The organism is Novipirellula rosea (genome assembly GCF_039541335.1).
GTDB classification, from domain to species: domain Bacteria; phylum Planctomycetota; class Planctomycetia; order Pirellulales; family Pirellulaceae; genus Novipirellula; species Novipirellula rosea.
Genome location: NZ_BAABGA010000066.1, coordinates 29,744 through 54,868 on the forward strand (window position 1 = coordinate 29,744; position 25,125 = coordinate 54,868).

The 25,125-nt window shown below is 55.1% G+C and carries 19 protein-coding genes; 15 read left to right on the forward strand and 4 right to left on the reverse strand.

The genetic code is table 11. The annotated features are described in order from the left end of the window. The first annotated feature begins 993 nt into the window (after window positions 1-993). The 3 genes from ABD971_RS24255 to ABD971_RS24265 all read left to right on the forward strand — a co-directional run bounded on the left by ABD971_RS24255 (window position 994) and on the right by ABD971_RS24265 (window position 4,067). Window positions 994-1,617, forward strand: coding sequence for a hypothetical protein (locus ABD971_RS24255; RefSeq protein ID WP_345326351.1), 624 nt, complete (start codon window positions 994-996; stop codon window positions 1,615-1,617). A gap of 177 nt (window positions 1,618-1,794) precedes the next feature. Further along, the gene (locus ABD971_RS24260; protein ID WP_345326353.1) at window positions 1,795-2,115 is read left to right on the forward strand and encodes a sulfotransferase domain-containing protein; all 321 of its coding nucleotides are present in this window, start codon (window positions 1,795-1,797) and stop codon (window positions 2,113-2,115) included. 896 nt (window positions 2,116-3,011) lie between these two features. After that, complete coding sequence (locus tag ABD971_RS24265; protein WP_345326355.1) at window positions 3,012-4,067, forward strand: hypothetical protein; 1,056 nt, start codon at window positions 3,012-3,014, stop codon at window positions 4,065-4,067. A gap of 246 nt (window positions 4,068-4,313) precedes the next feature. On the opposite strand, the gene ABD971_RS24270 is transcribed toward ABD971_RS24265, so the two are convergent. Both ABD971_RS24270 and ABD971_RS24275 read right to left on the reverse strand, forming a co-directional pair. Further along, complete coding sequence (locus ABD971_RS24270; RefSeq protein ID WP_345326357.1) at window positions 4,314-5,321, reverse strand: phosphotransferase; 1,008 nt, start codon at window positions 5,319-5,321, stop codon at window positions 4,314-4,316. 290 nt (window positions 5,322-5,611) lie between these two features. Beyond that, entirely contained in the window at window positions 5,612-7,225 is a 1,614-nt protein-coding gene (locus ABD971_RS24275) for an amidophosphoribosyltransferase (protein WP_339938975.1), read from the reverse strand. A 330-nt stretch (window positions 7,226-7,555) separates the two neighbouring features. Here ABD971_RS24275 and proB point away from each other — a divergent pair, with 330 nt between their 5' ends. Next, window positions 7,556-8,728, forward strand: a complete 1,173-nt coding sequence (gene proB, locus ABD971_RS24280; protein WP_345326360.1) for a glutamate 5-kinase — start codon at window positions 7,556-7,558, stop codon at window positions 8,726-8,728. A gap of 26 nt (window positions 8,729-8,754) precedes the next feature. On the opposite strand, the gene ABD971_RS24285 is transcribed toward proB, so the two are convergent. Further along, window positions 8,755-9,786, reverse strand: a complete 1,032-nt coding sequence (locus ABD971_RS24285; RefSeq protein ID WP_345326362.1) for a DsrE family protein — start codon at window positions 9,784-9,786, stop codon at window positions 8,755-8,757. 725 nt (window positions 9,787-10,511) lie between these two features. Between ABD971_RS24285 and ABD971_RS24290 the strand changes: the two genes are divergently transcribed. Further along, window positions 10,512-11,717 carry an esterase-like activity of phytase family protein gene (locus ABD971_RS24290; protein WP_345326364.1) on the forward strand — a complete coding sequence of 402 codons (1,206 nt, stop codon included), beginning with the start codon at window positions 10,512-10,514 and terminating at the stop codon, window positions 11,715-11,717. 186 nt (window positions 11,718-11,903) lie between these two features. Here ABD971_RS24290 and lpxB read toward each other — a convergent pair whose 3' ends face one another. Then, on the reverse strand, window positions 11,904-13,091 hold the full coding sequence (gene lpxB, locus ABD971_RS24295; protein ID WP_345326452.1) for a lipid-A-disaccharide synthase: 1,188 nt from the start codon (window positions 13,089-13,091) through the stop codon (window positions 11,904-11,906). 1,935 nt (window positions 13,092-15,026) lie between these two features. Here lpxB and ABD971_RS24300 point away from each other — a divergent pair. The 10 genes from ABD971_RS24300 to ABD971_RS24345 all read left to right on the forward strand — a co-directional run bounded on the left by ABD971_RS24300 (window position 15,027) and on the right by ABD971_RS24345 (window position 25,037). Beyond that, window positions 15,027-15,500: a cupin domain-containing protein gene (locus ABD971_RS24300; RefSeq protein ID WP_339938983.1), complete on the forward strand. Its 474-nt coding sequence runs from the start codon at window positions 15,027-15,029 to the stop codon at window positions 15,498-15,500. Between the two features lie 158 nt (window positions 15,501-15,658). Continuing rightward, window positions 15,659-17,932 carry an outer membrane protein assembly factor BamB family protein gene (locus ABD971_RS24305; protein ID WP_345326367.1) on the forward strand — a complete coding sequence of 758 codons (2,274 nt, stop codon included), beginning with the start codon at window positions 15,659-15,661 and terminating at the stop codon, window positions 17,930-17,932. A gap of 153 nt (window positions 17,933-18,085) precedes the next feature. Further along, window positions 18,086-20,371: an outer membrane protein assembly factor BamB family protein gene (locus ABD971_RS24310; RefSeq protein ID WP_339938987.1), complete on the forward strand. Its 2,286-nt coding sequence runs from the start codon at window positions 18,086-18,088 to the stop codon at window positions 20,369-20,371. Window positions 20,372-20,613: 242 nt separating this feature from the next. Next, window positions 20,614-20,988, forward strand: coding sequence for a response regulator (locus ABD971_RS24315; protein WP_339938988.1), 375 nt, complete (start codon window positions 20,614-20,616; stop codon window positions 20,986-20,988). Between the two features lie 4 nt (window positions 20,989-20,992). Then, window positions 20,993-21,448: an aspartate 1-decarboxylase gene (panD, locus tag ABD971_RS24320; RefSeq protein WP_345326370.1), complete on the forward strand. Its 456-nt coding sequence runs from the start codon at window positions 20,993-20,995 to the stop codon at window positions 21,446-21,448. Continuing rightward, window positions 21,449-22,063 (forward strand): DMT family transporter, encoded by a 615-nt coding sequence (locus tag ABD971_RS24325; protein WP_345326372.1) that lies wholly within the window; start codon window positions 21,449-21,451, stop codon window positions 22,061-22,063. It abuts the gene before it with no gap. Between the two features lie 88 nt (window positions 22,064-22,151). Next, the gene (locus ABD971_RS24330; protein WP_339938994.1) at window positions 22,152-22,646 is read left to right on the forward strand and encodes a 3-hydroxyacyl-ACP dehydratase FabZ family protein; all 495 of its coding nucleotides are present in this window, start codon (window positions 22,152-22,154) and stop codon (window positions 22,644-22,646) included. A gap of 136 nt (window positions 22,647-22,782) precedes the next feature. Beyond that, entirely contained in the window at window positions 22,783-23,172 is a 390-nt protein-coding gene (locus ABD971_RS24335; protein ID WP_008694933.1) for an acyl carrier protein, read from the forward strand. A gap of 6 nt (window positions 23,173-23,178) precedes the next feature. Further along, window positions 23,179-23,685, forward strand: coding sequence for a 3-hydroxyacyl-ACP dehydratase FabZ family protein (locus tag ABD971_RS24340; protein ID WP_345326380.1), 507 nt, complete (start codon window positions 23,179-23,181; stop codon window positions 23,683-23,685). 68 nt (window positions 23,686-23,753) lie between these two features. Then, complete coding sequence (locus ABD971_RS24345) at window positions 23,754-25,037, forward strand: beta-ketoacyl-[acyl-carrier-protein] synthase family protein (protein ID WP_339938996.1); 1,284 nt, start codon at window positions 23,754-23,756, stop codon at window positions 25,035-25,037. Window positions 25,038-25,125 lie beyond the last annotated feature (88 nt).

Consider the following 25,125-nt stretch of genomic DNA (forward strand, 5'->3'; position numbering starts at 1 on the left):
GCAGCGGGAAAAACGTTCAAATTCCGCGGGGCGGACCCTCGCCGCACCGCTAACCAACGGAGGCAAAGCGATAGATAGTCCTTTACTGCTGCTGCCAGAACGCCGACGCTCCCGAAGGTTTTTCATTAGACATGAAAAATTAATGCGACAGAAAAATAAAGAAGGCTTCGTCGCGGTAAAAAAATCTTTCTGTCGCATCAATCTTTCTGTCTTGTTCTATACAAGCACCCCGAAGACAACACTCCCCATCGAAAACGACTGCACAGTGTGTCCGATTGGTCCCCTCACAACGCTTTTCACTGGCCGAGGTAGCGGCAGTAGAAATTTTCTCATGATCGATCGAGGAATCAATCGATATTCGATTGAAAACGCCAAGCCCCAAAGCAGTCACGCTTGGACGCACGATCTATCCAACTGATCCAAGTGCTCCCTACGTTCATTCACTGCATCGCATGACATTCAGCACTGATGTAAATCTGCCACGCCGACATCAAGCTCGGTATCCTGCACGATGCGTTCGCTGCGGGAGTAATAACCAAGGACGTACGATCAGGCTTTGGACGCATACGATCGGATGGTGGACAGCGGTATTCTGGATATTTGGTTGGGGTTTTACTACTCGACCACCAGCTTGCGAGAAATGTGCCTGGAGAATTCGTACACAGCGCGTCGGTGGAATGCTCTTTACACTTGTATTTGCCGCATTGTTCATGGCATTCCTATGGCCACATTTGGACGATTTCGTCGCAAGATCGCTTCGCAAATGGGTGGCGATGGGCCTGATTCTCGTTTGCCTTGCGCCCTATTTCTTTTGGGAAACTTTCTATCCACCGGCGATCGACATTACTGCCTACAAGGACAGTGTAGACTACGAGTTCAGGGACGCTGACTTCGCATACGAATTCGCCAGTTTAAATGGTGATGCCGAATGGGTTCGGATCTCGTGACGCCGTGCACTCATTCCCCAAAAACTCTCTCGATGCAGAATTTTTGATGCGTTTTTCTCGTTTGACACTAATTATCAGTTTGCTACCCATCATCATTGGATGTTCCAACGGTGAAGACAGCGGCGTTTCCATGACGACAGCAACGGCCGGACAAATCGTCATTAGCGGCGGACACGAAACGGATCCGGTCGACCATGGCCGGCCGGTTGCACTGATCGGCAATGCGCTCGGTGTGACACCGGAGGTTTTTCGCGACGCGTTCAGCGGCGTCAGTCCAGCAGAAAACGGCTCGCCATCTCCGTCTCGTGCTCAAGCGAACAAGCAGATCTTGATGGACAAACTTGGCCCGCTCGGAGTCACCAACGAGCGACTGGACGAGGTCTCAAATTTCTACCGTTATCGGCCGCAGTCCGGAGAACTCTGGAAACACAAACCGGCAGTCGCGACAGCAACGATCAAGGATGGCAAGATCACTGGTTTCAAAATTAGCGACGGAGGTTACGGCTATTCGACGCCTCCGACAGTCCAAATTGCCGGCCACCTAACAGTCAAGGTCAAAGCTGAACTTGAATACACTTCGGACCTTCAAACGAACGGCCGAGTGAAGACTCTGACAATCATTAAATCATTCAGCGATGATGTTGTGAATCGGATATCTTCGGCGATGTGAACTAGTCGTGAAAAGTGTCATACCGCCGGATGCAGGTGAGTCGCTGCACTGAGTCTATTGAAGTGGAAAGTCGTTTACAGCGACCACGTGATTCGTCACGTTCGCCGACAGCATGAACCTGGGTGATCGGTAACGCGAATCGGCCAGCACCGACGATTGCTAAACAGAGAAGCAGCGATGACAGATGCAATTAACTGGCCTGAGAAGAGTCGAGAGCTTCCCAATCACCATGCGACCACTAATCAGAAATGGTACGACGCATTGAACGAAACATCGGGCCGTGTTAAACCGCCTCCGGACGACATTCGACAGTACTGGCAGGATTGGCTTGATCGCGACAAACATCCGTTTTGGCCGTTCTGGGAAAATGTTCGCAGCTGGCGGCAAATTCGCAACCTACCCAACGTGTTGCTGGTCCACTTCACCAAACTCAAACAGAACATGCCAGCTGAGATTCGCTGCGTCGCGGCCATCCGTACTCGAATACTGTTCGTTTGAGTGGATGAATTAAAACGCTTCGAGAAGCGTGCCTCTAGGTGGTGGTTTTGGGGACGCTGGAACGCAGGTGTTCATCAACAAGGACGTGAATGGGGCGATGGACCGAAACACTGACGGACGAAGAATCCCGGGATTACGAACAACTGGCTGACGCTGAACTAGGAACAGAGCGAACACGGTGGCTCGCGTTTGGCGGCCCCGATGACTGACAAAGCCAACGAAAACGGGCCAAGAGCTTCTGCTTTACATTGAGAACATGGATGCACCAAAAACAATTCCGCCAACAACCAGGAACTCCGTATGATACACATGCTTAAGATCGATGCCCTTTTACTGTTATTTGTGGCAACGAGTTATTTGGTCGTGATGTTTACCTCTGCGTCTGACGACGGGATTCTGCTGCTTCCAATAATAGTAGTGTCGATCGTTGTGTCGATTGGTTTGCTAGAAATTGACCGTCGACTAAAAGCGATAGAACAGAGCAAGCCTGACACCGACCACAAATCGCATGTGGAGTAGAGCTCAAGTTATTCTTAATCCTAATCTTCTCTGATTGGCACCGGTCCAGCGTGGTTACGCAGACGGGATTAAGATTACGAGTAGGATTAAGATTAAAAATTGCCACGACTTTTGTTCGGCCTCACGGACTGGATGTCTCCGTCTGCTCGCGACAATGTTAGAGACCAGTAAAAGAGACATCGCACTTTTCTGGATTTAGCAACCGTCTGCACTCTACCTTCAAGGCCTGAACACGACAACGCTTTGCAGAGAGCGGACGAACTCTCCGCAGCATTTGCTTGACTCACGAATCCTATACGGTAGCATCACCTTTATTGGCGAAAGGGGGCGACCACTCCCCACGACAGCGATTCCATAAAGGCTTGCAGGGAAAACCAATGCGATCTTTCAAATTAGCCACTTTTCTTTTCTTGTTGTGCCAGCCCCTCTTGGCGTCAAACCTTTGGGGCGAGGAATCGAAAAGCGATCAGGACACGGTTGATCTCGTCTATCAAGGGATTACGGATCTGACGCTACTGCGAGACGACGTACTCAAACGCTATACGCTGATGGTCACAGGCGAGTCACACAAATCCTACGATGCGTCGATCAAAAGCCGTGTGCCTTTGCGGATCAATCGCATTTATGACCTGCAAGCGAGACTGAAGTCGAAGTCATTCAAATACGTGGCAAGCGGTGCTGTGCTTGGTGTCGAGCAGACCAATCGCCCCTATGAGTGCCAGTTTTGGAGGGAGCTTTTACAGTGCGGCTTGGTAATGAAGGCAAATTACGGCAGTGCATCGGCCCGCGGCTACAAGGTGCGACAGAAAGACGAGACGACGAAAAACTTCCTTGAGAAGAATCTCGTCGAATCGATTGGCTTCGACCCATTTGATGACCTTGTGCTGCATCCGATGTTCTTAAGGAACCCAATGAATCAGTACGGATGGATCGAACGGATTTTTTTCACCAAGAGCAAGCTTCTATCAGCCGAAACGATCACTCAGGGGGACATCCGCAGCAAATGGCAATTGAACGAGCCGTATGGGAATTTCGACATCGAGCTAACACAATCGAAGGCGTATGGCTACCTACCGACACACGTTAAATACACCAGCACTTCGAAGGAGCATCCGAATCTTTACGGAGAGACGGAGATCAAGTGGAAGAAGCACACAGGATCGGGAAAGTATCTGCCTTATGTGATCAACGCAGCGGCAGGCGGATTGTTCACTGGGCTTACAAAAGAGCAACATAACTGGGTATTCGATTGGCGTCTCGGCAAAGAGATCCCCGACGATTTCTTCGATTGCGAATCCGAGGATTTTCGCTTGCAGTTCTCTCCGCTGTATGATTTTCACTTTGACACGTTTGCGAAACCGGGTGGCTACTTGGCGGGCACACCCTGGAAAACTCCTGAAGAAATCCTGCCTAAAGATGAACCAACGAATTAAGCAGGCCAATATGAGTCATTCCACATAATGGCCTGAGCCGACGCTTCAGCAGTAGACACCGAACGACCTGCTAAGGACCGTCGGAAGAATAGCTGACGACGTCTTCCGTAGTGGACGAGGCAACGAGTCCTTTTTGGCTCAGTGAAGCTGCAAGACTCGTTGCCTCGTCCACTACCGTCCGCCATTTATTGTCCTGTGCGTCCTTAGAAAACCGGAACGTCTCACCGTCTTGTTACACCCGAGCGATCACTCCGCCAAGACTTGCTCGGTGATCCGTCGGCTGTAGCGGTTCAGTTTGTGATGCCCGGGGCACCATCCGAGTAAGAACCGCGTGAAGTCGGCCCAGGCAACCGGATACATCGCACGCCACTCGGCTTCGAGTGCATTGGCGTCGACCGTGCTGTTTCGAGACGCAAGCGATTGACGCAAGGCTCGAAAATAGAAATCGAGGTAGACCGATTCATTGCGCTCACACTCGGCTTCGGACACGCAACTGCTGAGAAAGTAGGCGACGTCCTTCATGCCACAGCCACGACCGACATATTGAAAATCAACCGCGGCAGTTCGCGTGCCGTCGGGCGAGAAACAGAAATTGGCGACCTTGGCGTCCCCATGGACCGCAGTCTGAAAACGACAGGCGTTTAAACGGTCGTCGATCACCGCCGCGGCCTCTTTCAATTTTCCCGACTGCATCACTTGCCATTCGTCGCGGCGGGTCGCCAGATGCCAATACGTCCCGACCGGCCAAAGTCCTTCGAGTGGTTCGCTGAGAAACGTCGCGTGAAAGTGGGCTAACCAGGCCAACACGACGAACACGCCGTCGCGATCGAGATGCGATTTCCGAGCGTCAAAACCGGATGCATCTAAATCTTCGAGCACAAAGACCCACTGGCCTTCGACCGATTCGGCAAGCAAGCAAGCAGGCACGCGGCAAGTGGCGTCACAGCGATCGCTGTACTCGCGATACCAAGTGGCTTCGACGTCGTAGGAACGAACTTTTCGCTGGTGTGACTGGTCGGTATTCCAGCCACGAGGATGCGAGGCCCCCGGTGAATCTTGCTGCTCGCATGGAGGCGAGACATGTTTGACGATGACCGATGCGGGGTTCGTCGGATCAACCACATCGAAGGTGAGCGGGACGCGAAGGATTTTTCCGTACCCGCTCCATAGTGACTGAATTAGCGAGGCCTCTCCCGCGTCGCTGGCGGACGTGGCCCGCAGGACAAGCGATCGAAGTGACGGATCAAGTTTCATGGGGGCAGTGTTTTTCTTTTCGCTAATTTCGCAGTGACCACGACGTAGACGTAGACGTAGACGTAGACGTAGACGTAGACGTAGAGACTACTGAATTAGGGTGTGTCTTGACGGCACAGTACTGGTACCTCTCCCAGCTTCGCTGGGAGAGGTAACTTGCGTCGCTCGCGCTAAGACAAGACATCCAACAACGACGATTCCAACACTCTCTCGAACTTGCTGGAGAGGTGGCAGAATGGCCGCGTCACCTCCAAACGACTTCACGTTCCGAACTTTCGCCGCTCCGTAGACTAGCTTTGCTGCAGCGCTGCGGCGAGCTGTTCGTAGGTTCGCTTGCTATCGATGCTATTGCCGCGATTGTCCAAGGCAATCTGATACAAGTGTTGACCACACTCGGTGGGATAATTGCCGGTCACGCAAGCGCGACACAAATTGTCTTCAGGCAACCCGATCGCGCGAGCGATCGCATCGACGGGCAGGTAACGCAGCGAGTCGGCGCCGAGATCGTCCGCCAATCGCTGCTGAGACTCGTCTGTCAATTCGCCGTTGATGCCGAAGTACTTCGGTGCAATCAATTGATCGATCGTACTCATGTCGATCCCGTAAAAGCAGGGGGCGACGATGGGCGGACAAGCGACACGCACGTGAATTTCTTTGGCGCCGCCGACTTCACGAATCCGGTCCAACAAGACGTTCATCGTGGTACTGCGGACGATCGAATCTTCGACCAAGATGACCGTTTTGCCTTCGAGCACTTCGCGAAGTGGCGTGTACTTCGCCGCCGCCTTGGCCTTTCTCGCTCCGCCACCTTCGATAAAGGTTCGCCCGGCATAACGGTTACGAATCAAACCTTCGCGGCAAGGAATCGAGAGCTCAAACGCCATCGCATCCGCAGCCGCTTTGCTGGTGTCCGGTACCGGCACGATGATCGTGTCTTCGCTGTTCAGTGGCACACGACCGAGGGCGCGTTCGGCGCGAGCCAATTCTTCGCCAAGGTGCGTGCGGCTGAGGTAGACACTTCGATCATCCAATGTACTGGCGACATTGGCAAAATAGATCCACTCAAAGAAGCAGTGAGCAGGCGATCTTTCTTCGGCAAAACGCTCGATACGGAATCCGGTTTCGGGATCAATGATGATCGCATGCCCCGGAGCCAACGATTTGATTTGGTCATCGGAGAACCCAAGGTTCAATAGCGCCACACTTTCGCTGGCCGCAGCGAACAACGGGCCTTCGTTGGCGTAACACATCGGCTTGACCCCCAACGGATCACGCGCGACGATCATTTCGCCTTCGGCCGTCAGCAATGCCAGGCTATAGGCGCCATCGAAACCGGCAGTGGCTTCACGTAGCACATCGATCCAGTCGATCCGATCGGGCCGTTGGCTCAGCAGACGACCGAACTCGTGCAAGATGATCTCGGTATCGGTGTCCAGCGTCAGGTGGTGATCGCCATCGGCGAGCAATCGTTCTTTCAGTAGCCCGTAATTGGCCAATTGGCCATTGAAACAGAAACTGAACCATTTCCGCTTGTGAATATGTTTTCGCTCGAACGGTTGAGCATAGCTGCGGTCATCTTGGCCACAGGTGGCGTAGCGGACGTGGCCGATCGCGGCGCGGCCAGCCAAGTGTTTCATCAACGATTCGGACTTGGCCCGATGATTCAGCCGAAACACCTCGGTCACGGTCCCGACGTCTTTGCGGGTTCTCAGAATCGAAGGGCGTGCGGGATCGAATGTTGTCATCCCCGCAGCAAGTTGCCCGCGATTTTGGATATCCAGCAACATTCGAGGCAACAGCCGCGAAATGTGGCGTGGCCCATCGGAGGTACACAGCGGACTTCGACCGCGTCCCGACAGGTGGTAAATGGCAGCAACACCACACTCGTGATGTAATTCGCTCATATCAGATGCTTCGTTCTGAGGAAGATGAAGAGGCGGATGGTTCAGCGAAGAAGCAGAGATTTTGGATCAATGCAGCTTCATCAAGTCTACATGAAATGTACGCTGGGCTTCCAAGGTCGTCGATTCCCCAACACAATTCAATCTTCTTGCATTGGCGTGAAGCTGCTATTTCCTGGTGAAAAGGGCGACGTGATCCGCATCCGTTGTTGAAATTTACTAGCAATATGCAGTCCGAATCGTCTGAATGCAGGGCCGCACCTCTCATTTCCGAACCCTCCGCAGCCTCGCAACGGCTGCCCATTTTAAAGTCATCAAGGAATCGTTTTTCCGATGAACCAAGCTGAAAACGAGTATTTATCGCACCGAAAATCTGCGATCCAGCGAGCCCGTAGTGTCGTGGTGAAGGTGGGGACGAGGGTCCTCACCACCCCCAACGGCAAACTTGATCGGGATCGAATCGAGAAACTTTCGGCGCAACTTTGTCGCATCGCTGACACGGGGCGGCAAACCGTCATGGTCAGCAGCGGCGCCGTCGGCGCTGGCGTCGGCAAACTGGGGCTGACGACTCGGCCCAAGGTCGTCTCGCAACTGCAGGCCGTTGCGGCAATCGGCCAAACCGATTTGATCCAGGCCTATGAATCGAGCATCGCGGCGCGTGGCCGCCATGCCGCTCAAGTCTTATTGACCGCGTCGGACCTTCGCCGCCGTAGCGCCTACCTGCACGTTCGAAATGCGCTAAGCCGCATCCATGAATACGGTGCGATCGCCATCGTCAACGAAAACGATTCGGTGGCGGTGCGTGAATTGACAACGACGTTTGGGGACAATGACCGGTTGGCCGCTCGTGTCGCCGGACTGTTGACGGACACGTTGCTGATCATTCTTTCGGATATCGACGGGCTGTATGACGGGCCGCCTAATGACCCCGACAGCAAACGAATCGAATTGGTCCCTCGCATCGACGATTCGATCCTCGGCCTTGCCAAGGACAAACTGAGCAACGTCAGCAAAGGGGGCATGACGAGCAAATTGGAAGCCGCAAAAATCGCCGCCTCCCACGGCCACACGGCGATCATCGCGCCGGGGCATGACGACACGGTGCTGGACAAGATTTTTGCATGTGAAAACGTAGGAACTCTTTTCCTGCCAACCGAAAAAACGATCAAGGGACGGCGTCGCTGGATTGGAGGTTCCGCCAAGGTCGAAGGGATTTTGCATCTCGACGCCGGGGCAGCCAAAGCGGTTTGGGAAAATGGCAAGAGCCTGCTGCCGGTTGGTGTCAAGTCGATCAAGGGAACGTTCAAACGCGGCGCCGTCGTGGCGCTGCATGATCCCGCTGGAAACGAGATCGCTCGCGGGTTGTGCAATTACCGCTCAACCGAACTCGAAAAGATCCTGGGCAAACCGAGCGACCAAATTGGCGAACTGATCGGGCACTGTCCCTACGAGAACGTGATCCACCGCGACAACCTCGTGCTGACTCGAAACGGCGAGTTCGCGTAATCACGCGTCGGGCAAATGGCATCGTGTTACTTGCCCAGCGGCACGTAGGCGTAGCCATCGGTTTGCAAATTGACCAGAGCGGTGAGTGCGGACACGGCAACATCGGCGAACACCACAACCTGGTCCGGCTTGGCCTTGCTACCGATCAGCGACTGGCCGCAAACAAAGATCTGCACGTCGGCTTCGTGCAGTGCCTGCAAACAATCGAGGTTGGGATTGCCTTTGGTTTGGAAACGAGCGGCGTAGGCATCCTCGTTCAAAATGGTTAACGTCGCGTCGCCGTGAAGGACGATGGCGATGTCGACCTGGGCCGACTTCTTGCCAGCACCCCGGTAGATGTTGACAAAGCGAGCGACCTTATCCAGCGCGGTATTCAGTTTGTCCGGTTCGCCGCCGTGAGTGACATCGACAACGATGCGGCTGCCGTCGCGAGGTTGCTGCGTCGCGTCGGGCAGCGTGACGACTTTGCCATACTTGGCGATCGCCGGGTGAGAATACTTGGGCGAATCTGCCCCAACCTCTTCTGGCACGGGATGATTTTTCATGGCTTCCGAGAATCCTTTGGCAACAAAACCGGAGACGGCTTGGGCGTGAGCTTTGATCAGTTTAACGACATAGGGGTCACCCGATGTTTCGGTGACCCGTACCCCCTTGTCCGTGTCGACACGGACCATTTTGATCTTATTAGTATGGCGAAAAATCTCCGCGAACAACGGGTCGCGCATCCGAATCGGCTTGCTCTCTTCGACACGGTACTGCATCCAACGAACGTGCTCTTGGATCTTCGCTGCAATGGCGGGGTCGTCCGATTCGGTCAGGGTTTCGACGCCGTTGGGAAGCTCGCGGACGGTTCGCGAAATCTTTTCGTGGTTCGTCAGCAGGAAATGAAACAGCTGGCGGTCTTCGTCGTGTCGTTCATCTTGCCCGTGCTGGCCACCTTGGCCGCCTTGACCAAAGCCGCGACCGTTTCCGGGGCCACGTTGGGCGTCGGCGATTCCGCTCAGCAGCGTCGCCATCAACAACAGTACGACGTAAGGGACGAGGTAGGTACGTATCATGGTGAGTGATTCTCTGGTGTTCTTTAAACGATAAATAAGCTCGGTCACCCGCTGCCGGTCACTTGGGAGACGATCACGCGTGGTGTTTATAGCGGAGCGGCGCAATCCGCCCGGTCTAAATCGAACGTTTTTATTAGCTCCCACCGGGCGGCTCGCGCCGCACCGTTACCAAAGCAGACGGCCTTGGCCTATCGCCAGCGATCTGCACTTGGCGTTCCAGTGAAATCTCTTATCTGCATCGTCCTCCGCTCGATCCGTTGCAATCCCAGGCGTGCCTCCTGCTATCGTCGTCGCCATTCTTGGCAAAAACGGCTGCGATGAACGATTGCAGCGACAGGGCGACTCGCGTGTCGCCTTAACGAATCCAGCTATAACAGCCCGTCGACGCAGTACTAAAGTCGTTCATCACAGTGTGCGGATCCGCCCCAGTGAGTGGGACCTTGTGCATCCAAGTCACACGGCCGTCGCTTGGAATCGGTTTCGGGCGATGGTGGCAAAATGAAAAGGACCGGCGAAAGACAGTGGGCAGAGAAAGAATTTTCTAGCGTGAGCTACATCACAGCCTTTCCTTCACGCAATCTTCACAATTCCAACATCTGATTTTCGCCAAGCTTTTACATAATCCTGCTCGATCTACAGATCGCAGGGTTTTGCTTTTCTGCCTGCGCGAGCATGGAACGATTGTCGCTTCCACTCACTCCTCTGTTTTTTTGCTGGTACACAAAATGACCTGTAAAACGGGCCTGATTCGATCGTTTTTGAGCATTGGAATTGCAACATTGGGTTTGGGCGGAGCAGCGGTCCACGCGGCAACACCCTCCATTGAACTGATTGGAAAAGTCGCGATCGATGGTGATCGACGCGATCGAAGCGGTGACGCCAAGCCACTCGAAGACGGATCACCGTCGGATCAATTCGGCGGTCTGTCGGGAATCGAATACACCGGTACCGGAAACCGATTTTTGCTGCTTGCCGATCGTGGAGCGGGCGATGGCAAAGTTAGCTATCAGTGCCGCTACCACGAAGCGGACCTCGTCTTAGACCCAGCGACGGGGAAGATTGCGTTTGAGCTCAAGACGACTCGAATGCTCAGCACACTAACGGGCGAACCGCTTGTCGGTTCGATCGCGGCGCATGAAAAACACCTCAACGCAACGGTCCCCCATCAACCTTGGACCGCGTTTGATCCCGAGAGCGTGCGAATGCTGCCCGATAAATCGTTGTTGATCAGCGACGAGTATGGACCTCATATCGTGATCGTGGATGAGTCCGGACGGATCTCGAACGAATTCACCGTGCCAGACAAGTTCCGGTTGCGAAGCACTGAAAATGGCACGTTTAGCAAAGGGGTTTACAGCAACCGCGGTTTAGAAGGGATCGCTGTCACTCCGAGCGGTAGTCGCATGATCGCAATTCCGCAAAGCCCGCTGATCCAAGACGCCGTAATCGAAAACGGGTATTGCATGGGACTGAATTGCCGCTGCGTTGTCTTTGATGGCAATCACAACTGTATCCGTGAAATCGTTTACCAATTAGACGATCTCACCAGCGGCACCAGCGAAATCTTGGCAGTCGACGAAGACCGCTTCCTTGTGTTGGAGCGTGATGGCAAAGCTGGAAGCGAAGCCAAGACGAAAAAGATCTTTCTGATCGATACCACCGAGGCCACGGACGTTACCGACATCGAATCGCTGCCGAAAATCGAGTTGCCGGCGTCGGTTACTCCCGCACGCAAGAGCTTGTTTATCGATCTGCTCGACGCCAAGTTTGGAGTGGGGGGCGAACAGGCTCACGAGAAACCCGAAGGCTTGTGCTGGGGGCCACGCTTGGCCGATGGCCGCCGCACGCTGTGGGTGTGCTGCGACAACGATTTCGAGAAGTCGATCCAAACGGAAATCTATTGCTTCGCGATCGACGGATTGGATCGTTAAGGACGTTGATTCTGCAAGCGACGTATTAGGCCGTCGCGGAAATCGTGCGTGAGTTTCGACTTGTTCGGCGATTCACGAAAGTTTTGGCGGTTTCCGCTGCGGGTGATGCGGGTCGAAAGTCTTGACGACTTCCGCTACAGGGAATACTGGACGAAAGTCTTGACGACCTCCGCTTGCAAGGGGCGATTAGGCGGCGCGGCGAATGGCCTCGTCGCGGCGGCCGAGCACACTTTCGCCAATCCAATCGGCCGCCTTTGCCGTCGCACCGCCGCCGGCATGTTGGCGACACAGTTCGTCAATCGTTTTGAGTGTTTGGCGGTAATAGAATTCGTCGTGCAGCATCGCGCCGACCGATTGCGTCAGAAAATCGACCGCCGGCTGAGTCGATCCGACCGAGATAAACTCGGGAAAGACTTTGCGAGGACTCATCAAGTTAGGCAATGTGATCGAGTCGAGTTTGACAACCATTTTGGCGAACGCGTAGAGGAACCGGCCGATGCGGTAGGTGACCGCTGCGGGGGTTCGCCGCGCCATCAACTCCAAACTGACCGAACCGCTGACCATCATCGCGCATCGCGCCGCTTCGATCACTTCGCTGGTCCGATCGACGTAGAATTCGATCGGCAGATCAGCGTCCGCGGCGGTCAATTGGTTGCGGCACCACAAACAGTGACGATCGCGATAGGCTGCGACCAGGAACTTGGCGGTCGGTTCGGATTTGGCCAATTGACGAATCGACTCGAGCATCACAGGCCAAGTGCGATGCACCTCGTGAGTCCGCGAACCGGGCAGAACCGCAACAAGTTGATCGCCTGATTCGGTTTGTTTGGCAAATCTCGCGAGCAATTGCTCGTCAAGCTCCGCCAACGCGACCGCGTCAAAGAACGGGTGCCCGACATAGGTGGCGGGGATACTGTGTTTAGTAAAGTAGGTCTGTTCGACCGGCAAGACGGTCAACACATGATCGACCAGCCGACGCATCTTTCGCACTCGCCAACCGCCCCAGGCCCACAATTGGGGCGGGCAGTAATAGTAGACCGGGATGCCGTAGCGTTTTGCCCGTTTGGCAATGTGCCAATTGAACCCGGGGAAATCGACAAGCACGACCGCATCGATCTGGCCCGATTTGAAAATCGCTTCGGCTTGATCGGCAAATCCAAAAAACTCACGCAGTTTTGGCAAAACTTCCAGGATCCCCACCACCGCGTGTTTGGTCAGATCCAATTCGATCTCGCAGCCGGCTGCCTGCATCGCCTCGCCACCGAAACCGGTCGTTTGGATTTCGGGAAACGATTGTTTCAAGTGAGTGATCAAGCGAGCGGCATGTTGGTCGCCACTGGGTTCACCAACAGAAAAGAAGATGCGTTTGGACATGTCTTCGGAGTGGGGTTGGTGATAGGAGGTGGTCGCGTGGGATCCGTGCAGCGTGGGGGCCTGCTTCACGTCGCTTGCCAGTGACATAGCTAGAAAATTGGCGGCGTAGCGTCAACGTGAATATTGATACCCCGCTTAGGAAAATCCCCGCTCAGAAAAATCTCAGCTCGAAGCGTCGGGCTGGCCCGGGCTGCCGGGCTGGTCTGGGCTGCAGTGATCGCTAGCAAACATCTATTTGAAAGCAAAAAAAAACGACCCGGTCAGGGAAAATTCCCCGACCGGGTCGTTTAGGTCACGTCTAATAGCTTAGTGGGCTACCTTTGTAAGCATTTTTCAGCGAACGTAGCTTGCACTAGCTTGAATGACGCGACGCTTAGTGGTCACGCTAGCACTTGGATCAACGATCGGTGCTGGGGGCATTGGAGCTGCGTCGATTGCAGGAGCAGCAACAGGTGCCGATTGGTAAGGAGCCGATTGGTAGGGAGCAGGAGCTCCACATCCGCAGCCGCTGTCACAGCCAGCATCGCAGCCGCTGTCACAACCTTTTTTGCAGCCAAGGTTACCGAACAACTTGGTCAACAGACCAGGTCGTTTGCAACCGCTGTCACATCCGCTGTCGCAGGTAGCAACTTCGCAGCCACAGGTAGGAGCTTCGCAGCCACAAGCTGGGATTTCGCAACCCGAGTCACATCCGTGGCCCTTTTTGTGCGAGAACAGCTTCGACAGCAATCCGCCGCAGCTCTTCTTGCCACAAGCCGAGTCACATGCGTTGACTTCGCAGCCACATTCCGGTGCAACTTCGCAACCGCATGCAGGTGCTTCGCAACCGCAAGCTGGCTCAGCACATCCGCAAGCCGACTTGTTGTGACCGAACAGGCCACAACCGAGTTTCTTGCCGCACGAAGGAGCTTCGCAACCGCAAGCGGGTTCTGCACAACCGCAAGCCGGAGCTTCGCAGCCGCCGTCACAAACGGGTGCTTCGCAACCGCATGCTGGCTCGCCACAGTGGCCGCCGAGCAGCTTGTGGCCACCCTTGAGCAAACCGCAGCCTGATTTTTCGCAACCGCATGCAGGTGCTTCGCAGCCGCATGCTGGTTCTACGTCACAACCACAAGGGCTGTCACAGTCATATGTTGGCGCATCGCAGCAGCTCGTCGAGCTGCCACAGCCTTTAACGCCAAGCATCCGATCCAAAAGATCGAATCCAAAGCTTTGGCTACAAATTGAACTACCCAATACGAGGGTCAAAGTTAAGATTGTCCGCTTCATTGGAGCCACGTCTCCCTTTATGCCATTTTCTGCGGGGTGTTGGTCGGCATTTCTTTAAAGAGTGCGATTGCTCGTTTTTCAGGTAAGCAGAAGGTCCAGTCGTCGAACGAAGTCGCCGACGATTACACCTTCATGACTCTTTCAACAAACCCTAACGGTTTCGGGTGCGAGCACCCGGCCCGCCGACTTCGTTAGCTTGTTGTGAACCTGAAACCATCGCTGCCGTGATCGGAGATGAATCGGATCGTGGCAGTGATGTGTTTGAGCGATCGAGCTCTTTTTGGGTCGAAATACCTTTTCGCCTCGACATCCGATATCGAAGCCTTCTGTTTTGCCTCGCCAAGTCCGACGTCACCTTCGTTGATGTGAAGCCTTCGTTAGCGGGACAATAACGATATCGGCGCTCGGTGCCTTCAGAATCAGTGATCCAACTGATTTTCAGCCGCTTGGAAGGGTTTGACGGCTAGGTAAACCCGACCCCATATTCCAGCAATTCCGACTGTGACTATTCTGCGCATGGCATCTTACGCAAGATCGGTATAAACTAATGGGAATGCGGGGTTTTGCCGCTAATTTCCAACATTGGTTAACCCCCATTTCCCCTTCCCCCCCGGTGCAACGCCCTCTGCCCGTACTTTTGAATCCCCCCCACAAAGCCGTTTTGGTTTGAACGAACCAGTTGGCGACCGACTGCCCCCCCGACGATTCGACATTGTGCTGCTAGATCAGCGACACACACCCCCCGAACGAACCACCACGAGTCTGGCTAGCAAAGTGAATCGAGCGAAAACGGCCCCGCAACTCGTCGATTTGACCGCCTTGCCTGCGGTCGCATGCCCTTGTGGCACGGCGCGTCGGGCATTTGCCGATCGCCCCGAGTTTCCCGGCACGGTTCATTTGACGGAAATCACCCAAGCCGCCCGTACTCACTATCACAATGAACACGTTGAGGTTTACATCGTACTGGAATGCGAAAGCGATGCAGCGATTGAACTCGACGGAGTCCTCCACCCTGTTCGCCCGTTAACTGCTATCCTGATCCCTGCAGGCGTTCGTCATCGGGCGGTCGGCGAAATGAAAACGATCATCCTCAGTTCCCCTAACTTTGACGCGAGCGACGAACACTTTGACCTGGAATAGAGGTACGAGCCGTTAAATTGCCGGAAAATCACGGTATTTGGCAACACAACAGCTCGACTCAAATCCCGCCCTACGGCGGAACAGCCCACAGATACAGTCCACGCGATTCGTCGCGGAACACGAACAACCACAACGACCTTTCCCTCAAGAGAGTTTCGATGCAATCCCTGTTTCAAACGCCCTCGCTTTTCCGAAAGCGAGCGAACTGGTTTGCCGGTTCGATGCAAGCCCTGCTGATCTTTGCCATTGCCATGATCAGCGTCCCACAGTCGGCTCAGGCAGAAAACGCCGGTTGGCCCTACTGGCGTGGCCCGCACTACAACGGATCCGCCAACGCATCCAATTTGGCCGAAGATTGGGATCCCGATGGGGGCGAAGGCAGTAATGTGCTGTGGAAACGCGACGATATCGGCGGCCCCTGCACGCCGATCGTGATGAACGAGCGGCTCTACACGATCCAGCGTGCCTTGCCAGGAACGAGCCGAGAGTCGGAAAAAGTGGTCTGTTTGGACGCGAAAACCGGCGAAACGCTCTGGGAAAATCAATACAACGTCTGGCTTTCGGATGTTCCGGCCGAGCGAATCGGATGGAGCAGCGTTGTCGGGGACCAAGAAACCGGCAACGTCTATGTGCTGGGTGCCTGCGATATCTTCCTGTGTATCAATGGTGAAACCGGCGAAACGGTGTGGCAGATTCCGCTGCACGAACAATTCGGCATGCTCAGCACCTACGGCGGACGCACCAATTTCCCGATCATCCATGAAGATCTCGTCATTATCAGCGGGATCATCATCAATTGGGGTGAATTTGCTAAACCGAACCATCGGCTGCTGGGACTCGACAAACGAACCGGCGAAATCGTCTGGTTCAGCGGCACGCGCGACTTGCCTTATGACACCACCTACTCGGCTCCGAGTCTGGTCACGATCGATGGCCAACGTCAACTGATCCTAGGGGCGGGTGACGGCGCGATCTGGGGATTCCAACCTCGCACAGGCAAACCGCTTTGGAACAAGCAAATTTCTCGCCGCGGAATTTACGCCACACCGCTGGTGGTGGGTGACAAAGTCTTCGCTGCTCATAGCGAAGAAAACGTCTCGGGCAGTTCGATGGGGGCGATCGTCGCCATGAAAGTCTCGGGGACCGGAGACGAAACCAAGGTCGAAGAGCTTTGGCGTCGCGAAGAGGTGGTCGCCGGTTACAGCGAACCTGTCTTTGTCGACGGCCGCGTCTATTTGGTCGACGACCGCTGCAAAATGTGGATTTTTGACGCCGAGACCGGCGAAACGGTCGTCGAACGCAAAGCCTTTGTCGGCAGTCGTCAACGCAGTGCCTTGTTGTATGCCGACGGCAAAATCTATGTATTGACCGAAAACGGCCGCTGGGCTGTCGTCAAACCGACCGAAGACGGCTTCGATGTGTTGAGCAAGGGGCGCGTCGATGACGCCGATTTTGCCGGATCACCGATTGTGGCCGATGGTCGACTGTATTTCCCAAGCTCGAAGACGCTTTACTGTGTCGCCACCGAAAATGGCAGCCAAGAGAGCGTCGAGATGGCCAGCACGATGGGCGAAGAGACTCCGGTTTCCGAGAACCCTGACCTCGCTCAAATCTTGGTCGTTCCCGCCGAATCGGTTGTCCAGCCGGGTGAATCGGTCCAATTGAGCACTCGTTTTTTCAATCGACTTGGCCAACCGCTGGATGTTGATGCCGACGTGACATTTGAAGTCCAAGGAGCGGGCAAGATCGAAGGTTCGACCTTTACCGCCAACGCCGACGCCTCGCACACCGGCGTCGTGATCACCGCGAAAGCGGGGAAAGCGACGGGAACCGCTCGCATCCGCATCGTGCCTCCGTTGCCATGGAAGTTCACATTTGATGGCATGACTGACCCACCGTTGTCGTGGGTTGGTGCCCGCTATCGCCACGTGATTCGCGATGTCGACGGATCGCCGGCACTCGTGAAAATCTCGACGATTCCCAAGGGAGCACGCAGCCGTTCGTGGATGGGTCCTAGTGACTTATCGGAATACACGATCGCGGCCGACGTTCGCGGGGCTCGCGACAATGACAAGCTGCCCGACATCGGATTGACCGCTCACGGCTACGTGCTGGATTTGATGGGCCAGAGCCAACAGCTTCAGATTCGGACTTGGTCGGCCCAGCTTCGCATGGCCGAAACGATCAACTTTCCGTGGAAGGAAAACACGTGGTATCGCATGAAATTCCGTGCGGAAATCGAAAGCGAGCCACCTGCGTCGGTCACCGTGCTGAAGGGCAAAGTGTGGCCGCGTGACGAACCCGAACCCAAAGAATGGACCATCACCGCACGCGACGAGTCTCCGAACCTGAACGCGAGCCCCGGTCTTTACGGGAACGCTAAGGACGCTGAAATTTACATCGACAACGTCGAAGTGACGGCAAACGAATAGCACGTTTGCCGGACGTCATTAGAATGAACGTCGTTCGCAAGCATGTTCGGCATGAATAAACGCTCCGCAGGGCAGTTCGAAGCGATTCGATCTGCCGTGCCCCCCATCTCTCCCTCCCAAAACAAAAACCTCTCGCTCCAAAACGCTTTCAATATGAAAAAGAATGAATTGTCCGCATGGACTCTGATTTTCGGTGCCACCGTTTTTGGCAGCATTACGGCGGTTGCCCTTAGTGGATGTAAGCCGCCTGAAGCTCCCGGTTCGATTGAAATCGAAGCGGACGACTTGGATTTGGATATCGACGAAGGCAATATCGAGTCGAGCAATACGACCGCCGCGACGGTAGAAACGCCCGCGGTGGAGATGCCTGCCGAAGAAACGCCTGCCAAAGAGGCCCCCGTCGAAGCGGCTCCTGCGGTGAAACCGGAAGCACCCAAGGCCAAAGCAACAAAACCCGAAGCGAAACCCGAAGACGGTGCGGCGGCAGCAACCGACTCGGATGCAGCCAAACCGGCGGCCAAGACACTTGTCAGCACCAAAGCAGACACCCGCGAAAGTATCACACCTGAAAAGGTACTCAGCGCCGGTGGCGACTGGCCCCAATGGGGCGGCACCCGTTTGCGTAACAACACGCCCAACGTCAAAAATCTTCCCGAGTCGTGGGACATTGGTAAATTCGACCGCAAGACGGGCGAGTGGGACAAAGAGAAATCCGAAAACATCCGTTGGTACGCCAACTTGGGCAGCCAAACCTACGGCAACCCTGTCGTCTCGGGCGGCAAAGTGTTTGTCGGAACCAATAACGGAGCGGGTTATCTAAAACGTTACCCATCGACCGTCGACCTGGGCTGTTTGCTGGCATTCAACGAATCCAACGGCGAATTTCTGTGGCAACACAGCAGCGAAAAATTGATCACCGGCCGCGTCCACGACTGGCCGCTGCAAGGCATCTGCTGTGCCTCGATGGTCGAAGGCAACCGACTTTGGTTCGTCACCAGCCGTGGCGAAGTCCGCTGCGTTGACACCGAAGGTTTCCACGATGGCGAGGACGACGGTCCGGTTAAGGACGAAGTTGCCAACGTCACCGAAATCATGAACGCGGGCCCCGGTGCCAAACCGTACGCCGACACGCTGGCCGCATTGGGCGAAGGCAAACTGTCGGACGCCGCGAAGGAATTGCTCGAAACAGCGGGCGAAGCTCTCGAAAGCGATGCCCAGATCAAAACCGTTACCGAAGGCAAGGTATGGGCGATCAATGGCAAGTTCAGTGGGGTCGAGCGAACGATCACCGTCAAAGCGATTGGCCCGAAGCTGATGTTCACCAAAACGCTCGGCGTCCATGACAAACGCGATGCAGATACCATCTGGGTTTACAACATGATGAGCGAACTTGGTTCGAGCCAGCACAACATGTGTGCCTGCAGCGTAACCGCCTACGGTGACTTGTTGTTCGTCAACACCAGCAACGGGTTAGATGAATCGCACATCAATCTGCCAGCCCCCGATGCAGCCAGCTTCATCTGTTTGAACAAAAACACCGGCGAACTTTACTGGACCGACAACGCTCCGGGAACCAACATCTTGCACGGACAATGGTCCAGCCCGATGGTGGCGGAATTTGGAGGCGTGCCTCAAGTCTTGTTCGCCGGCGGCGACGGCTATTTACGCAGCTACCGGGCCGACCAAGGCAAAGATGGCAAACCCGAGTTGCTGTGGGAATTTGACGCCAACCCCAAAGAAACCAAATGGATCCTTGGCGGCGAGGGCACTCGCAATAACTTGATCGCCACTCCGGTTGCCTATGACGGATTGGTCTACATCGCGGTCGGCCAAGACCCCGAGCATGGCGAAGGCGAAGGCCATTTGTGGTGCATCGACCCGACCAAACGAGGCGACGTTTCGCCTCAATTGGCGGTTAAGATCGAAGCCGATGGATCGCGAACTCCGATTCCTCACCGTCGTATTCAAGCGGTGGATCCGAAGAACGGGGAAGCTGCGGTGGACAATTCCAACTCGGCCGTGGTGTGGCACTACAGCATGGCGGACCAGAACGACGACGGCGAATTCGACTTCGAAGAAAAGATGCATCGCAGCTGCGGTACCGTGGCCATCAAAGATGACATTCTTTACATCGCCGACTTCTCAGGCTTGGTGCACTGTTTGAACGCCAAGCCCAAAGATGACGGAACGCCCACCGTTTACTTTACCTATGACATGTTCGCCCAGAGCTGGGGTAGCCCGCTGATCGCCGATGGACGCGTCTTTATCGGAGACGAAGATGGCGACGTTGCGGTCTTTGAATTTGGTCCTGACAACAAGGAACCGGTGGAAGAAATCAACATGGGAACCAGTGTGTACAGCACTCCTGTGGCCGCCAACGGCACGATTTACATCAGCACGAAGGACAAATTATTCGCGATCGGAAAGACCGACGAATAATCTACGTAGGATGTGAAGTTCGGCCAAAGCTCGGCTGAGCGGTGAAATCGGGTGCCATAATGCAAGTCGCAGCCCCTCGGGAAAAGAGGACGCTGCGACTGTTTCATTTTGCAACCGCCTTGCCGTGCTTCTCGACATGGCTAATCTCTAAAGTTTCTCAGTCTTGGTAACCTCGTCCGCCGACACCCGATTGTTCGGGGGGCAGGACGCCGAGACCCGACTTGCATAAAATTGGTTTGATGATGTCTAAGTTGCTCGTGGATTGCGGAAATTGCGGTCCAGACTTCAATTCGATTCGGCGTATGGTTTCCTCGAACTTCAAAGCCTCGGTGGTGCAAACCCACGGTTTGGAAGACACGCTGGAGACGCTTCGCACTCGCAAAGTCGATCTTGTCACGGTCAATCGCAAACTGGATCGCGATTATTCCGACGGATTGGAAGTTTTAAAAGCGATCAAGGCGGATCCCGAAGTAGGTTCGGTCCCCGTCATGCTGGTGACCAATTACGAAGAACATCAACAAGCATCCATCGATGCCGGGGGCGTGCTCGGTTTCGGAAAATTATCAATCGATGACACGAAGACACGTGAACTGCTTGAGCCGTATCTGAGCGAGTAAAACGATGACAGGCCCTTTTCGCAAACTGCTTTCCGCCAAAATCCATCGTGCGACCGTCACGGGCGCCGATGTGGATTACGAAGGCAGTGTGACGATCCCTCCCGAATTGCTCGAAGCTTCTGGCATTTGTGCCTATGAATCGGTGCACGTTTGGAATGTGACTCGTGGCACTCGGCTAGAAACCTATGCGATTCCGGGAATCCCCGGGTCGAGCGACGTTTGTATGAACGGCGCGGCAGCCCATTTGGTGCACCCAGGCGACCGAGTCATCTTGGCGACCTACACGATGGTCCCCGAAGACAAGGTGGCGGAGCATCGGCCGCGATTGGTATTTGTCGACGCCGAGAATCAAATCAAGCATTTGGGTCCCGAAGTCGCTGGCCCTCAGCGTCGTGATACGGCTCAAAACAGCCAATCGCCGGACAACGCCAAAGCGGTCCAGACCGCAAAGGGTTGCTAGGTGCAACACGCTGTGGGCATGCTTTGGGTCGCGATTCTCGTCGGTCTCGCCGCAGGTTGTGTGCTTGGCGTACAACCGAGCGTCAACGGATCGCTTGGCAAGGTGGTCTCGCACCCCTACCAGGCGGCGTTAATTTCATTCTCGGTCGGCACAGCATTGCTATTGATTCTGTGCCTTTTCACCGGTGTTTTTCCTCCGTCATTTCAATCGACGCCGGGGCAATTACCATGGTGGATCTGGTCGGGCGGTGCGATCGGAGTGGTGGTCGTCACCACGTCGCTGTACTTTGTCCCCCGCGTTGGCTCGGTTCCGTGGTTTGCCGCCATCATGACAGGACAAACATTGGCGGCTATTTTACTGGATCACTACGGATGGATGGGCAATCCACAGGCTTCGGCATCGCCGCTGCGGTTAGTCGGAGTCGGATTGCTGGTGGCGGGCGTTTTGGTGATTGCCCAAGCCAAACGCAGTGAACAGGCCGCCAAACGCAGTGAACAGGCTGCCCCACGCAGTGAACAAACCGCTGAACAGACTATTGAACTTGGCGGACCTGCACTGGCAAATTCCGCAAATCCGAGCCCAACCCCGGTCGTCGAATCGACGAATTCGGAGTAAACAGGGGCGAAACAGCGGTAATTAAGGTTGAGGCAAAACAGCCCGAAAACTATTTTATGGCGAACCCACACCCGCCAATGACCGGAAAATGAAGTACCGACAACTCGACAAAATCACCTCCATTGAACCTGGAGTCCGAATCACGGCGGAGCGAACCCTGCACGCCGATGAAGAATATTTGCTGGACCATTTCCCCCGTTTTCCGGTCATGCCGGGGGTAATGATGCTCGAAGCCCTGCACCAAGCGGCAATTTGGATGATCCGCACCGGCGACGGATTCGAGAGCGCGTTGGTCACATTGAAAGAGGTCCGCGGCGTTAAGTTTGGCGACTTCCTCTCGCCTGGCGAAACACTGCAAATCAACGCAGAAGTGGTCAAAAACGATGGCAACTTGACCACGGTCAAGGCAACGGCACAGAAAGAGGGACGCACGACCGTTTCCGCTCGTCTGGTGCTGGAGCGTCGTTCTTGCAATGATCCTGAACGATTAAAGACCGACGAAGACGTTCGCCAGCGTGCAAAAAAGCAATTTGACGAACTGTTTGGCTCGATTGATCTGATTCCCGCCGATGCTGCGAGCTAGGCTTGAACGAGTCGCCACGACGCTCGGCCATTGATGCCAGGCCCCCCGAGTGACTTGAAAAACAATATTTACGCGTCTCGAAATGACGCATCCCTATCGCTCCGTTTATGTGAACAGCCCTTAAAGGATCCACTCGATGGCACTTTCCCAAGAAGAGATTTTCGAAAAAGTACAAGAAGCCTTGATCGACGCCCTGGGTGTCGATGATGACGAAGTGACTCGCGAAGCGACTTTGGTCGGCGACCTGGGTGCCGAGTCGATCGACTTTCTTGATATCGTCTTCAAGCTCGAAAAAGCGTTCGACATCACGATCCCTCGTGAAGAACTTTCGCCCGAAGACGTTTTGACCAACTCGGAATACGTCAAAGATGGCGTGGTCACTGCCGAAGGCATGGCGGAACTGAAGCGACGGATGCCTTGGGCCGATCTGTCGGAATTCGAAAAGAACCCACGCGTTCAAGACTTCGGCAACCTGTTGACCGTAGGCGATTTGTGCAACTACGTCGAAACCAAAGTCGGAGCGTAGTCGTCGATGCGTTGGTTTTGGATCGATCGTTTTACTGAGTTTGTCAGTGGCAGTCATACCCGCGGCATCAAAAATGTCTCGCTGGACGAGGAAGTCGTGGACGAATATTGTCCCGGCTACCCCGTGCTGCCCCCGACGCTCGTGATCGAAGGCATGGCCCAACTCGGCGGCATCTTGGTTTCCGAGTACTATGGCTTCGAAAAGCGATGTGTCCTGGCCAAAGTTGGCAAGGCGATCTTTCATGAACCGGCGCGAACCGGTGACCAGTTGCGATACCACGTCAAAGTTGAATCGCTGCAGGACACCGGTGCCACGGTGACCTGTGTCAGCCACATTGACGAGCGACTGCACGCCGAGATCGACTTGATGTTCGCGTTCTTAGACCAAGATCGCTTTACCTCCGGACCGCTATTCGGACCGGGCGACCTCGAGGCGATGCTGCGACTGATGAACTTTTTCCACGTCGCGGTGAAACCCGACGGAACTCCAGTTCCGGTCTACGACAACCTCTAAGTCAATCTGCTTTACCTCTCTGTTCTGTTCATTTTCCTGTTTTCACTCTCCTCACCCAAGGTTTCCCCATGCGTCGCCGAGTCGTCGTCACTGGTATCGGAATGATTAACCCGATGGGCCATGACGCTGCGACCGTATGGTCGGGGCTGAAAGAAGGCAAAAGCGGCGTTGCCAAAACAACGCTGTTTGACGCCAGCGGCTTTCCCACAAAGATCAGTGCGGAAGTCAAAAATTGGGACGTCTCGAAAGTAGGCGAGTCGATCCAACAGTGGGAAAACCGCGGCCGACACACTCGTTTTGCCATCGGTGCGGGCAAGCAAGCGATGCAGGACAGCGGCGTGATGGATTCGATCACCGATCCGGTTCGCTTCGGTGTCTACATGGGCAGTGGCGAAGGCAACCAGGACTTCCAAACGTTCAGCCGTATGATGTCCGCGGCATTGGCCAGCGGCACCTATGACGCAGCCAAGTTCGTCGGCAAAGGACTCGAACTGCTCGATCCCGCCAAAGAACTCGAGCAAGAACCGAACATGCCTGCGGCTCACTTGGCCGCGATGTTCAACGCGCAAGGCCCCAACCTGAACTGCTTGACCGCCTGTGCCGCCAGCAGCCAAGCGGTCGGTGAAGCGACCGAAATCATTCGCCGTGGCGATGCCGACGTGATGCTCGCCGGCGGAACGCACAGCATGATCCATCCGCTCGGCGTGACCGGATTCAACTTGCTGACCGCGCTGAGCGAAAGCAACGACGAACCGACCAAGGCCAGCCGTCCGTTTGACCGTTTGCGAAACGGATTCGTGCTGGGCGAAGGTTCCGCAATGGTCGTGCTCGAAGAACTCGAAGCCGCCAAACGTCGCGGTGCCACGATCTATGGCGAAGTCGCCGGTTACGGAACCACCGCCGATGCGTACCGGATCACCGACATTCCACCAGATGGCCATGGCGGGATCGCGGCAATGCGAATGTCAATCGCCGACGCTGGGTTAACCCCCAATGACATCGGCTACGTCAACGCGCACGGAACCAGCACCACGGTGAACGACAAAGTCGAAACCAAAGCGTGCAAAGAAGTGTTCGGCGAAAACGCCATCAACACACCCGTTAGCAGCACCAAGAGCATGATGGGACACCTGATTGCGGCAGCTGGCGTGACCGAAATGATTGTCTGCTTGATGGCGATTCGCGACGGAGTGTTGCCACCGACAATCAATCAAGAAAACCCCGATCCCGATTGCGATTTGGATTACGTTCCCAACGTCGCTCGCGAAGCGGACATCCGTTACGCGTTGAACAACAGCTTCGGCTTCGGCGGACAAAACGTCACGCTGTGCCTGAGCCGATTCGACGGTTAGAGCTGCGTCCCGGGTAGGACTTGGGGTAGCGAAACTCGCCAAGAGTTTCGTTCACGCCCGAATCGTCGAAAGTCTTGGCGACTTTCGC

Coding starts and splice junctions, on each gene's coding strand:
- ABD971_RS24310 (WP_339938987.1), top strand. CDS start 18,086: ATGAAAAAGAATGAATTGTCCGCATGGACTCTGATTTTCGGTGCCACC.
- ABD971_RS24345 (WP_339938996.1), top strand. CDS start 23,754: ATGCGTCGCCGAGTCGTCGTCACTGGTATCGGAATGATTAACCCGATG.
- proB (WP_345326360.1), top strand. CDS start 7,556: ATGAACCAAGCTGAAAACGAGTATTTATCGCACCGAAAATCTGCGATC.
- ABD971_RS24255 (WP_345326351.1), top strand. CDS start 994: ATGCGTTTTTCTCGTTTGACACTAATTATCAGTTTGCTACCCATCATC.
- ABD971_RS24335 (WP_008694933.1), top strand. CDS start 22,783: ATGGCACTTTCCCAAGAAGAGATTTTCGAAAAAGTACAAGAAGCCTTG.
- ABD971_RS24275 (WP_339938975.1), bottom strand. CDS start 7,225: ATGAGCGAATTACATCACGAGTGTGGTGTTGCTGCCATTTACCACCTG.
- ABD971_RS24285 (WP_345326362.1), bottom strand. CDS start 9,786: ATGATACGTACCTACCTCGTCCCTTACGTCGTACTGTTGTTGATGGCG.
- ABD971_RS24270 (WP_345326357.1), bottom strand. CDS start 5,321: ATGAAACTTGATCCGTCACTTCGATCGCTTGTCCTGCGGGCCACGTCC.
- ABD971_RS24260 (WP_345326353.1), top strand. CDS start 1,795: ATGACAGATGCAATTAACTGGCCTGAGAAGAGTCGAGAGCTTCCCAAT.
- ABD971_RS24330 (WP_339938994.1), top strand. CDS start 22,152: ATGAAGTACCGACAACTCGACAAAATCACCTCCATTGAACCTGGAGTC.
- ABD971_RS24265 (WP_345326355.1), top strand. CDS start 3,012: ATGCGATCTTTCAAATTAGCCACTTTTCTTTTCTTGTTGTGCCAGCCC.
- panD (WP_345326370.1), top strand. CDS start 20,993: ATGACAGGCCCTTTTCGCAAACTGCTTTCCGCCAAAATCCATCGTGCG.
- ABD971_RS24305 (WP_345326367.1), top strand. CDS start 15,659: ATGCAATCCCTGTTTCAAACGCCCTCGCTTTTCCGAAAGCGAGCGAAC.
- ABD971_RS24340 (WP_345326380.1), top strand. CDS start 23,179: ATGCGTTGGTTTTGGATCGATCGTTTTACTGAGTTTGTCAGTGGCAGT.
- ABD971_RS24315 (WP_339938988.1), top strand. CDS start 20,614: ATGTCTAAGTTGCTCGTGGATTGCGGAAATTGCGGTCCAGACTTCAAT.
- lpxB (WP_345326452.1), bottom strand. CDS start 13,091: ATGTCCAAACGCATCTTCTTTTCTGTTGGTGAACCCAGTGGCGACCAA.
- ABD971_RS24290 (WP_345326364.1), top strand. CDS start 10,512: ATGACCTGTAAAACGGGCCTGATTCGATCGTTTTTGAGCATTGGAATT.